Source organism: Candidatus Woesearchaeota archaeon, assembly GCA_016180285.1.
Classification (GTDB): domain Archaea; phylum Nanobdellota; class Nanobdellia; order Woesearchaeales; family JACPBO01; genus JACPBO01.
The window spans coordinates 1-11,201 of the sequence record JACPBO010000030.1; the positions used below are offsets into that span (position 1 = coordinate 1).

The following is an 11,201-nucleotide window of genomic DNA, read 5'->3' on the forward strand; positions in this document are numbered from 1 at the left end:
TATAGGCCCGAAAGGCAGTGAAGTTCCGCTCTGCTGCAGGCCATAAGGCTTCCAGTTTGTTTCAGTTACAGCGTCAAAAATTGCGCAGGCTCCCTGCTGATAGAGCAATGGGACCCTGTTTGCATATCTCAGCAGTTTTGCGTTTTCCTCTTTTGGAAGATCCCCGCCATATGCAACAGCTGCTTCTATTATAAAAGGATTTCCCCGGTAAACAGCTGGCGGCCTGCTTGTTGCGCAGTAAAACTCCGCATTGATTTCTTTTTTTAATCCTTTTTCCAGTAATGCTTCCCCAATTGGGGTTATGCAGTCAGTAGGGGGGGAAATTATCTTTGTCTGCTGTATTCCCTGCGATAGTTTTTCAGCCATTTCCCTGCTCATATCTTTCGGCCTTGTATTCGGCAGCAATGCTGCATTCTGGCAGATCTCTTTTGCAGTTCCAGGTCCTACTCTTGAAAATTCTGCTGTTAAAAAGCTCTGCAAAGTCCTTGATTCTGTGGTTTTGAGCATGCTGAGAAGCATTCCAAGCTCAACTCCGTAAGGATGGGGCTTGATTTCCTTTGGCTGCGGCGGCAGCTCATTGATTATTCTTGCAAAAATTATCTGCTCTGCTTTGGGGCTGGTGTAAATTATTGTAATGTGCGGATTGACAATTGCAACTTGCTTTAAGTACTCATCAACAGACTGGCTTCCTTTTTGGTATTCTGCTTCAAGGTCAAGCTCTATTTTTGTTCCATGCTCTTTTTTCCATTCAATGATTTCTTCTTTTACAATTTCCGGCCTGTTATGCTGCGTATCAATGTGCAGCTCATAATAATGCGCAGGGTCTTTCGGAGAGATTTTTGAAACGATCTTCGCCGGCCTTCCTGTTGTCAATTGAGCATATAAAACTGCTGCGCTTATGCCTATTCCCTGCTGGCCGCGGCTCTGCTTCAGTGTGTGAAATTTTGATCCGTAAAGCAATTTTGCAAAAATAGGCGGTATTTGCTTCTTGACAATTCCCGGGCCGTTATCCTCTACAATGACGCGGAACCTTTCCTGGCCCATGTCGATAACATCGATTTTTACTTCCGGGAGAACTCTTGCCTCTTCGCATGCATCCAAGGAATTATCAACAGCTTCCTTTACAGCCATCAATAATGCTTTTCTTTTGTTGTCAAAACCAAGAAGATGCCTGTTCTTTGTAAAGAATTCCGCAACAGAGATCTCTTTCTGAGCTTTAGCGAGCTCAACTGCAATCGGCTCTTTGCTTTCTTCTATCACTTCTTTTTCTTTAGGCATTTTTTAAGTGGCATAATGGTTGTTTATATAGTTATTTATTTTTATGCTGGTTTATATTGTTTTCTGTCCATTAACTTTTTGTTAAGAACTGAATAAAATATGGTAAGCTGCAATGAATGTTTGAAGATTGGCTTTAGGATTAATTTTTCAGCCCATTTTGTGGGCAATGTAATAGTTAAAGCGCTTATACCCTGCTTTATTAGCTTTCGTTTCATTTTGATAGCCTCACATTAATAAAAATTCCTGCATCGTATCAAATACTTTTTCTCGGATTTCATCTTCTGAAAAGGAGATATCAGGATATCCCTTGATTATGTTTTTGGCTCTACTTATGGCTTTATTCCTTATTTCTTCTTTTTCTTCAGCGGTCCAAGAATACAACTGGGATTTTTCAAATGCATCTGATGCGTAATCTTTAACTTCATCTCTAAGATGTTTAATAGACTCTGGTTTATTTGTGTGTTTTAATAATGCCTTATGCAAAGCAACATTGCCTATGCACTTAGACAGAGATTTTATAACAGCAGTTTTTCCCATTTTGCTTCCTTTAATTCGTTCAATGTACTTTTTAATAATCTATTTAAGTATAAATAAGCTATTTTTTTGTCCGTTACTAAACCACGATTATTCTTAAGCTTATTTACCAGATTTTTACCCAGCTCATCTTCAATTATTTTATTGAGCAGCATGTTGTCCATAATTTTATTCATCATCAGTTTTATTAACCATAAATTTCTTATTGCCTTGTATAATTCCAGACCAGATATTCCGCCCAAATCCTCTGGCTCTATTATGCTGTAATCTGTTTTCATTCTTAAATCTAATTTATAGATTTCTGTCTTGGCAGGCAATTTTAATAGCCCATAGATGGTTTTGCTGTTTTTTAATTGGTAAATCAACGTTATACTTGAGGAGTATGACTCATAAATAGCTTCTTCCGTGTATATCTCTAAATCCAGCTTTAAGCCCTGTTTTTTTGCCTTGTTTTTTATAGCGATTATCAGCTTATATTTTTCACCAAGCTTTTCCCAAAATTTCTTTTTAACAGCCACTAGTACATCTATGTCATTATAGCTTTCATAGTTGTTGTAGATCGCAGAGCCGTATATAGTTATAGATCCGACCTCCTTGATATTTGATAATACCAGCCTTTTTATCCTTTTTTCAATAGCAGGGATTTTTTGGTTGTAGCCCAATAGGGATAGTAAGCCTTTGCTGTCTATTAAGCTCATTTCCCTCAGCTTTGGCCTTATGTATTTGCTCAGGTAATTAGAGTCCTGCTGTGTCAGCTTCATTTTCTTTAGTTTTTTGTCTATTACTTCAAGTTCTCTCTTTGTTAGCAATAGGCTTGTTTCTTGTACCATTTAATAACTATATATATTAAGTGATATATAAAGATTTCTATTTTATCAACATTTTAACCCTGCTAAAATTAATATTTTCTAAATAATAGTAAGATTATTTATATGTCGGAAATATACCATTAGTCTATGACTGATGGATAATATCCTGCTGCATATTTCGTTGTGTGGTATATTTCCGAGCATGCTCAAAAACCACCTGATGCTACAAATAGTAGCAACATGCCACCAGCCTATGGCTGGTGGTTTTTGACAAATAGTTTTTGAAGATTGAACAGCTTGTTGAACTAACTATTTATTTTTAATGCTTTCCTTTAGCTCAATCTCCTCGCCAAACATCTCTTTTCTTTTCAGCTCTTTCCTCTGCTTTTCAAGCCATCTGTAAACAGTTGAATGCGGGCTTCCCTTAAGCAGGCTTTCAACAGCTCTTTTGGCAACAGAAACATGCTCTGCTTCGCCCACTATGCTTATTGTCTTGCCGTAAACGCATACGCAGCTTCCGGTAAGGTCCTCTATGATGCGCCTTGATTTTCCGTTTTCACCGATAACCCTGCCTTTCAGCCTTATAAGATGATTTTTCTTGTCTTTCACGTAATCTTTAATGTCAATAAGCTCAAATACATAGTCTGCCTTTAAAAGATGCATTGCAATATCCGGGTTAAAGCCCCGGCCTATTGCCTTGACAACCTCCTGCGTGTTGAACATGCTTATTGCATCCTTTCCTTCTACCCTGACAATGCCTTCTCCGGAATCAATGTTCAATTTTGTATTTGTATTTGCCTCTATTGCTTTCTTGACCTCGCCTTTTTTTCCTATTAAAACAGCGATTCTTTCTTTTGGTATTATGAGCTCGTACCTGAATTCAGCCATTTTGGTTATTTTCCCTTGATCCTTTTTAAAACCTTTTCTTCATCAGCCTTTAATCCGTATTTTCTAAAAAATGTACAAACGTTTTTAATGTCCCTTTTTAATAAGCTTTCTGCTTCTGTGTTGTCTGTGACTGTTCCCTGTGAAAAATCAATGAAAACAGGCTTTTCGTTTAAGTTGAGTATGTTGAATGCTGACAAGTCAGCATGCACCAGCCCTGCTTTGTACATTTTTTTTATGTTTTCAACAATGTCTTTGAAAAAAGAAGCCATATCCGGAGGCAAAGAATCTTTAAGCATTGGCGCAGCTTCTTTATTACCTATAAATTCCATCACAACAATATTGTCTGCGAATGTTAATGGCGTTGGAACTCTGGCTCCCGCTTCCCTTGCTTTCAGCAAATTCCTGTATTCCCTCTGCACCCATGAAAATATTACTTTTCTTCTCTGTTTTTTTAAAGACGGAAACCTTGGGTCTGACTGGATATAAAAATACATCTTATTGAAGTTGCAGTTCTGCAGCCTGTAAATCTTGACAATAACCAGGCTGCCGTCCTTTTTTTCAGCTGAAAAGATGTTAGCTTCCTTTCCTATTGAGATCGGGCTTTTCAATCCTTCGAAATAGCCCTCGCTTATAAGCTTGAAAATAAGGCGCTCGCTATGCTGATCAAACACATTATTGTAAGTTTTGAACCATTCATGAAAAACTGCTTTCGGCATGAAACAGGAGAAAAGGCAAGGATATAAAAATGTTTGGGAAATCAGAAACTTATAACATTCAGAAGATGCATGTTTAATAACAAAACGAATTACGGAACTATAGTCTCTAAGGGATTACTGCAGATATCACTCTAAGAAAGTTTTTTGGGTTTCAGAAATTTCTTACTATCCTTTATTTGAAGAAGAAGTAGCTTTTAGATATTTTTATACATTTTTTTAAAGTCAGAATTCAAGGTAACAATTCTGTTTTCCAAATTAAGAGATCCAGTAACCGCTTGATAGAGTTCTTTTGTAGGGTATTCTCGCTCAGAAATAAATGCGGCAATTTCAGAAATCATTATCTTTTTAATAGTCTCTAAATCTATTTTTGGGACATTTTGCTCGGCAATCAATAGTGAAACATAATCTTTGAAGGTTAATTCTCCTCTTATTAAAATAGAAGTTGGATGATATTCTTTTAATAAATTTAATTCCAACAGGTCACATGCCGTCATTGAAGTAAAATCTAAAAGATTTTTACTCGGTAATGCAGTCCTTATATTTATTTCATCTTCTAAGGTTAATTCATTCTCTCTCCATTTTGTTAGAATTAGCATACCTGATTTTTTATCAATGGACGTCATATTTTTAGCACTATATGCTTTTATACATGATACAAATTCTTCATAAGCAAATTCAGACCATAATTGCAAATATCTTTCACTAAAAACATAATCAAAAATATGTTTAATTTCTTTGCTAAGGTCAACCTCTTGTAATTCTCTTAGCTTTTTCTCATTTTCATGAATAATTCCCCCCATGTTTATAGAGCCATCTTCTTTTAGGTAAATCAGAAATCTTTTTTCATTTTCATCTTTTAAGCAAGTTTTAATTGCTTTAAATACTTCTGAGTCATTTAATACTATTTTTGATATTTCTCCGATGGTCATTTTTGATGCACTAAACTAGATTTTTCATAAATTATCGAGACCTTATCTCGCCAATATATTTCTTGACTTTTTCATAAACTAAATCTGAAACTACATCTACACGGGAATTATTTATCTTTACAGTTTTTATATCTGTGCCTGTGTTTTTTGCCACATAAGCGAATATCTCGTGATCAATGCCAAATTCAGTCAGCACATCTTCTAAAGGCCTAAATCCCTTTGCATCCTGAGTTTCTTTTTCTGTAAGTTCTTTTATTGGCGGCTTTATTTCTAAAGGAGATTCTTTTTCATCTTTTTTTGCAGCCTTATTATGGCCGGTTAATCGTTTGGTTTCTTTTTCTAGCACGTCATTTAGATAGCTTACTGTTTCAGCATCATGATAAATCGCAGCAAGAGTTAAAAATACCCGCGCATCTACTGCAATTATTTTTTCTCTTTCTCCATCCGGTATTGACCTATCGTTAGTTAAGTAGGTAATATACTCTTTGGCTAGTCTGCTAAAATCAGACTTCACTCTTCGGTAAATAAGTCCTCCTAATTTCATTTCTCTCATTTTATGACACCACATCATGATAAGTTTTTGGACTGTTGCTATCCCTATAGAATGGAGCATCTAGGGATATTACATTTTTGTCTTTTAATTGTTTCTTTTCAGACATATTCCAATACTTAGCCATATATTTTATGCCCTTGGCGAATGTAAATCTTTCATCAATTCTCCTTTTTCTGTGCAACATAAAAAGATCAAAATTTTTACAGTATTCCATGAAATGCTCTCCTGAAAAGCCTTTATAGTTTTTTGTTAATGACCCAAACAAAGTGGCGTAAATTTCTGCAAGTTTTGATTGTGTTTTTTGCCTGATATTCTCGTCAAAGCTGTATAACAAATGCCCTGTTAGTTTCATAAATTCTTCTTCGCCAACTTCAGCAACATCATCCATGGATTTTATCTTTTTTAACTCAGCAAGCTTTTCTTTGTCTTTTTTGACAGAATCCCTTATGTTCTTTTTAATTTTTGTTTTGTCTTTGTTGCAATATAAACCAAAGATATACAATGTAGTTTTCATGTCAGCAGTTTTTAGTTCATGTCTTAATAGCATATAGGGGTCTTTTTTATTAATCTCCTCGTTGATACCGGGCAGGTCGCAACCAGACCTCATTCTTTCAAATCCAGCAGCAACAGTCTTTTCCAGTTCTTTATATGTAATATGTGATTTTGATCCAATTATGTATTTTCTTCTACTCCACTCTGTTGAGAAACGTTCATCTTCACAGCCTAACAGGTCAGACAGCGTTCTGCCATCTGACAAAATCCAAGAACAATATTGAGGTTTTGTTGATAGTATTCCGAGGTATTTATTCGCTTCTTTAGCTATTATAATTGTCCCTAATCTGCTCCCGTATTTCTTGAAAAATCTATTTTTGTCTTTTTTGAACTCTGAGCGCAGGTAGTTGAGCAAAGAATTAAGTTCTTCTAAATTAAAAGGTAACATTTTGGGATCCCACTTATCTCTAAATCTTGGATCATTTATGCCCAAAAATTCTGCTGCTTTTGTTTTGCCTTTTAATAGAGAAAATAAATCACGTAAGTTTGTATTTGGAAGGATTTTCTCTTTTCTGAGATCACAAGCCAGATTATATGATCCCGTTCTTGAGCCATATTTTTCAAAGAATGCATTGGTGTCTGCAAAATATCGCTCCCTTAGAAACTCCCTTATACGAACGGATTCCTTGTTGGTACATTTAAGAAGTCGTATATTCCATTCTGTTCTGAATCGTTCATCATCAACACCCAGAATTGACATGAGAAAATCACCATCTTTTAAGAATTCTGTCAGATGCATGGGATTTGGACTAATTTTCTTTTCCTTTTTCAATGCTTCTATCAAATAGCTTATTCCATCCAAACTGCTGAACGTTTCAAAGAACTTACTGGAATCTGCTTCATATTTCTCTTTTAAAAAATCAACAAGCCGATCAATGTCCTTGATGGGAAGGTAGATGGACATATTATTCCATTTGCCTTGAAATTTAGATTCAGGAATATCCATCAGCCTAGCAACAAGACTTGTGCTTCCTAAAATAGAATTTAACTGACTAGGCGAGATTTTTATATTTTGTTTTTCCATGTCCTTAAGAATCAGATATTGGCCTAATTTGTCTCCGTATCTAATAAAGAATCTTAAAGCATCATTATCATACTCCTGGCGTAAAAATGCAGCTATTCTTCCTGTCAATCCTTGTTTGGTCTGGATTGACCTTGGATTCCATTGCGTATAGAATCTTCCATCTTTTATTCCTAAAAACATTTCTAATGCTTCGGGGTCTTTTGCTATAGTTGCTAGTCTTATTGCACTCAATTTTACACCGCATTCTGACAACAAATCATTCTCCAGATTGTATAAACCAATTTCAGAGCCGTAGCGTGCAAAGAAAGCATTACCGTCTTCTTTGTATTTGTTAGCTAAAAAACCCACTACATTATCTGTTTGTTCTTCATTAAGGGTTAAGTTTCTTGGGTTCCAATGAGTAGTGAATCTTTCATCTTCTATGCTCAATAATCCTGATAGTTTGTTTCCTTTTGTCACTATATCACTGAGGCTTTGTTGCGGTTTTTTAGTAATTTTAGGATTTGCTCTTAAATCTTTCATTAAATTATAAAGGCCAATTTTTGATCCATATCTCACAAAAAAAGCATCTGAATCTTTCTCATAATTTTCTTTTAGGAATTGTAAAACTGCAGTTACATGAGAATAAGAACCTGTGCTTATTCTGGTGGTGTTCCAGATTTTTTTAAATCGCTCATCCTGAATGCCTAATAATCTGGACAAGGTTGTTCCGTTCTTCATAATTTGAAAGACTGCATCCAGATTAATATCAGGAATAACTTGTTCTCCTGGCTTATTGCCTGTGCATAACTCTTTTGCAAGATTATAAATGCCAACATTACAGCCATATTTATTAAAGAAATTATCAGGGTTTCTTTTATATTCATGTTCTATAAATTTAACAACGGCATCTAGCTCGCCTAAACTTCCTAAGATGGATTCGAAGTTCCATCTCTTAGCAAACTGTTTATCTTCGATATCCAGTAATTGTTGCGCAACACTGGGATTTACAAGAAAGGCATTTAATCGCATAGGGGATATATCCATGCCGCGGTTTTTTAACTCTTTGGATAAAATAAATGCTCCTAAACTAGAACCATATGCTTCATAGAATTTTTGTTCATCCTCTTTATAAACAGCATTTAGTGTGCCTTTTACAGCGTCAATTTCAGTGGGAGATAAATTCATAACCTTCGGGTTCCATTCTGTGCCGAATCTTCCATCTTTTATTCCTAAAATCAGTGAAAGCATTTCACCATCGCCAATTAGTGTATAGATTTTTCTTAACTGGAAGTTATATTGTCTTTTATTTTTCATATCTTTAGCCAAGAAGTAAGTTCCAGCACCAGAGCCGTATCTTTTAAAGAAATTGTCTTTATCCTGATCAAATTTATTCCTCATGAATGCTAATGCAGATTCAATATTGTTTAATGTCATATCAAAGTAATGAGGATCCCATTTTTTCTTGATTTTTGATTCAGGCATTTGTAAGAATGCAATCAAATTTTCTTTTTTGTGGATATGCTTATATGTAATTGGTATATTTAAGGAGATGTTGTTTTTTGCCAGTTCTTTTGCCGCCAAATATAATCCTTCAGGAGCAAAATAGTTATAGTTTCCTGATAATATGTCCTCTTTTAGTATATCTTGTAATGCAAAAAAAGGATAGTATTTCATACCAGAAAATGAATGATGCGGCGGTTTTACCCCAGCAATTTCTCCAACTATGTTTATTAAAGGCATGACCTTAGGTTTTGATTTCAACTTATTCTTGGATACCAATCTTTGTGCTATAAAATAGCCAAGAAAAGGATTTTTTTTAATGGCTGGTTGTTTGATATTATTAAACTCTTCTCTAGCCAAATCTTCAAGTGTTTTTGATTCTGAATCTTTTCTTGACATTTTTATCCAGTTTGGTTTAATGCATGATTTGCCCCTTTTTTAGGTTGATTTAAGCTGATAAAAACCTCTCTGAGAATATCGTCTGAAGAGTAACGTGTTTTATATAACTCCGGGAATTCATGCTCTGTGTATGTGTGCCTTAATGCCTTTTTGACATTCCCCCCAAAATACTGCTCCAACATCCAGCCCAGATTATATTCATAAAAATCCGCTCGTGTAAGGTTCTTTAGGGTACCTTCATTATGATGTAAGTTGAGTATATCATCAACAAGGTATTTTGTTAATATTCTCGGGACTCTTTCATTTTCTGGATGGAAGAATCTGTAAGGGTATCCCTTCATCTCTCCATTCTTTACCATCTCATAAACTTCAATAATCTCATTTCGTGTCGCAAGATTATAGGGTATGCTTATAAACTCATCAACTATAGACTTCCTGTTAGAGGAAGTAGCTTCACTGCAATATTCCAATAAAATATTTATTCTTTCTTTTATCTCATCAACATGGGCTACGAAATAATCTTTAAACTTATCACCATCATAGTCTCTGAATTTTAATGAAAGTATCCTTCTCCCTTTTTCCCAATTTTTTCCAAGTACGCTGTATATAAAAGCGCATTGAATCATATTCAGGTGTTTACTAAAAAGGTCTTTTAACACGACTGCGTTCTTCTTCATCTGAGTTCTTTCTTCCATTCTGATTAAATAGTCAAGAGCGCTTATATTATATATTCCGCGAAAACTATTGTCGGATCTTAAAAAATATGTTTTCTGGTCTTCACTCTGAAAAAGATCGTCGTGGCTAAAAGTATCTCTTAAATCTTCTACCATCATAGTCTCCTCTTAATATCAATCGCATTTATTGACATTAGGTAATCAACTATTTTTCGGATGTTATTGTTATCTACCAAAAAATCTCCTTTTTTGCCTTGACGCTGTATTTCTGCTCCTGAATACTCTAAAACCTTAAAAATGGCGAGGTCATCGTTAACCCTTAAAACCAAGAACAGGTCTTTAAGCAAATAGAACTCATTTTTTCTTTCACTAAACTGGGGTTGAATAATCTCTTCATTAGCTGCTTCGTGCCATTGTCTACCGGCATATAACATACCAAGATTATTGAATAATCTGGCATAAAATTCATGAATCTCGTCTGTTTTATATGACCTTAAGTATAGGTTGAGATTTGGGTCAGAGAGTACGTATCTTAAATGCCTCTTTGCAATTTCCAAACACTTGGTTTCCAGCACAGATTTTCTCGTCTCAATCATAATAGTGCCTCCACTAAGCCCATTACCGGTTTTTCTCTTGCCTCAGTTTCTTCATATGTCTTCTGTTGGTCTCTTTGTATGGCCTGGTAACATTTATTTAATCCCCATTTGATATGCTGAAGTGCAAGTTTCAGATGCATGTCTAAGTTCCCTTCATTAATATTGTACTTTTGCACAGCTTCTTTTAGCATTGTAATACCTGCTTTCTTTAATTTAGGGTTTCCACTTTCTTTCGGATATTGAGTGCTGATTGTATGATCTATAAACTTATCAAATTTAGGCAGCATTGTTTCTAAAGATCCATGTATTACAGGCTCTCCTAATTCCGTGCTTAATGAAGTAAGTTCTTGGCTTAATTTTTTACTATCAAGATCACCTTTCTTATTAAGAGAATAAACAAAATCTCTTAAATTTATAGGTATGAACTTTTGACCATAAATGCTTCTTAGGAACATGCCATATTCAATGAACTTTTTGCAGTAATCTGTTTCTTGTGAAGCTTCAATACCGACTCTTCTTAGTTCTTTTTTATTTCCTAGGAGAATGTAGGCAAGTGCGATACAGTACTTTTTGGCTCCTTTGGCCTCACAGTGAACACCAATTTGGCCATATTTAAGAAATATATCATCTATGAATTCATTTATTATATTAGGTATATCAAAACCATGTTCTTGATAAATTTCAATACCTTTTTTCTTCCTATATGCTTCTCTCTCTCCCCTTTTCTTTTTCTGCTCAAAATCATTATCCTGATATATAGGACAACC

General features: G+C 35.0%; 12 protein-coding genes. All 12 read right to left on the reverse strand.

Annotated elements, in window-relative coordinates:
* A partial coding sequence (locus HYU07_05760) for a DNA topoisomerase VI subunit B (protein MBI2129716.1) occupies nucleotides 1-1,278 on the reverse strand: 1,278 nt, incomplete at its 3' end.
* Nucleotides 1,279-1,319: 41 nt separating this feature from the next.
* Nucleotides 1,320-1,493, reverse strand: coding sequence for a hypothetical protein (locus HYU07_05765; GenBank protein MBI2129717.1), 174 nt, complete (start codon nucleotides 1,491-1,493; stop codon nucleotides 1,320-1,322).
* 10 nt (nucleotides 1,494-1,503) lie between these two features.
* Nucleotides 1,504-1,815 (reverse strand): hypothetical protein, encoded by a 312-nt coding sequence (locus tag HYU07_05770; protein ID MBI2129718.1) that lies wholly within the window; start codon nucleotides 1,813-1,815, stop codon nucleotides 1,504-1,506.
* Nucleotides 1,794-2,642, reverse strand: coding sequence for a nucleotidyltransferase domain-containing protein (locus HYU07_05775; GenBank protein ID MBI2129719.1), 849 nt, complete (start codon nucleotides 2,640-2,642; stop codon nucleotides 1,794-1,796). The genes HYU07_05770 and HYU07_05775 overlap by 22 nt, the downstream gene beginning before the upstream one ends.
* Before the next feature lie 288 nt (nucleotides 2,643-2,930).
* On the reverse strand, nucleotides 2,931-3,509 hold the full coding sequence (locus tag HYU07_05780; GenBank protein ID MBI2129720.1) for an RNA-processing protein: 579 nt from the start codon (nucleotides 3,507-3,509) through the stop codon (nucleotides 2,931-2,933).
* Nucleotides 3,510-3,514: 5 nt separating this feature from the next.
* Entirely contained in the window at nucleotides 3,515-4,225 is a 711-nt protein-coding gene (locus tag HYU07_05785) for a serine protein kinase RIO (GenBank protein MBI2129721.1), read from the reverse strand.
* A 194-nt stretch (nucleotides 4,226-4,419) separates the two neighbouring features.
* Nucleotides 4,420-5,154 carry a hypothetical protein gene (locus HYU07_05790; protein MBI2129722.1) on the reverse strand — a complete coding sequence of 245 codons (735 nt, stop codon included), beginning with the start codon at nucleotides 5,152-5,154 and terminating at the stop codon, nucleotides 4,420-4,422.
* Nucleotides 5,155-5,185: 31 nt separating this feature from the next.
* Nucleotides 5,186-5,707 carry a hypothetical protein gene (locus HYU07_05795; GenBank protein MBI2129723.1) on the reverse strand — a complete coding sequence of 174 codons (522 nt, stop codon included), beginning with the start codon at nucleotides 5,705-5,707 and terminating at the stop codon, nucleotides 5,186-5,188.
* Between the two features lies 1 nt (nucleotide 5,708).
* The gene (locus tag HYU07_05800) at nucleotides 5,709-9,164 is read right to left on the reverse strand and encodes a hypothetical protein (protein MBI2129724.1); all 3,456 of its coding nucleotides are present in this window, start codon (nucleotides 9,162-9,164) and stop codon (nucleotides 5,709-5,711) included.
* A 2-nt stretch (nucleotides 9,165-9,166) separates the two neighbouring features.
* Entirely contained in the window at nucleotides 9,167-9,997 is an 831-nt protein-coding gene (locus HYU07_05805; protein MBI2129725.1) for a hypothetical protein, read from the reverse strand.
* Nucleotides 9,994-10,434: a hypothetical protein gene (locus HYU07_05810; GenBank protein ID MBI2129726.1), complete on the reverse strand. Its 441-nt coding sequence runs from the start codon at nucleotides 10,432-10,434 to the stop codon at nucleotides 9,994-9,996. Before HYU07_05810 ends, HYU07_05805 begins: the two co-directional genes overlap by 4 nt.
* A partial coding sequence (locus HYU07_05815) for a hypothetical protein (protein MBI2129727.1) occupies nucleotides 10,431-11,201 on the reverse strand: 771 nt, incomplete at its 5' end. The genes HYU07_05815 and HYU07_05810, both read right to left, overlap by 4 nt.

Excerpts from the sequence above, each read along its gene's own strand:
- HYU07_05800 (MBI2129724.1), bottom strand. The coding sequence starts at position 9,164 with ATGTCAAGAAAAGATTCAGAATCAAAAACACTTGAAGATTTGGCTAGA.
- HYU07_05775 (MBI2129719.1), bottom strand. The coding sequence starts at position 2,642 with ATGGTACAAGAAACAAGCCTATTGCTAACAAAGAGAGAACTTGAAGTA.
- HYU07_05770 (MBI2129718.1), bottom strand. The coding sequence starts at position 1,815 with ATGGGAAAAACTGCTGTTATAAAATCTCTGTCTAAGTGCATAGGCAAT.
- HYU07_05805 (MBI2129725.1), bottom strand. The coding sequence starts at position 9,997 with ATGATGGTAGAAGATTTAAGAGATACTTTTAGCCACGACGATCTTTTT.
- HYU07_05780 (MBI2129720.1), bottom strand. The coding sequence starts at position 3,509 with ATGGCTGAATTCAGGTACGAGCTCATAATACCAAAAGAAAGAATCGCT.
- HYU07_05810 (MBI2129726.1), bottom strand. The coding sequence starts at position 10,434 with ATGATTGAGACGAGAAAATCTGTGCTGGAAACCAAGTGTTTGGAAATT.
- HYU07_05785 (MBI2129721.1), bottom strand. The coding sequence starts at position 4,225 with ATGCCGAAAGCAGTTTTTCATGAATGGTTCAAAACTTACAATAATGTG.
- HYU07_05790 (MBI2129722.1), bottom strand. The coding sequence starts at position 5,154 with ATGACCATCGGAGAAATATCAAAAATAGTATTAAATGACTCAGAAGTA.
- HYU07_05765 (MBI2129717.1), bottom strand. The coding sequence starts at position 1,493 with ATGAAACGAAAGCTAATAAAGCAGGGTATAAGCGCTTTAACTATTACA.
- HYU07_05795 (MBI2129723.1), bottom strand. The coding sequence starts at position 5,707 with ATGAGAGAAATGAAATTAGGAGGACTTATTTACCGAAGAGTGAAGTCT.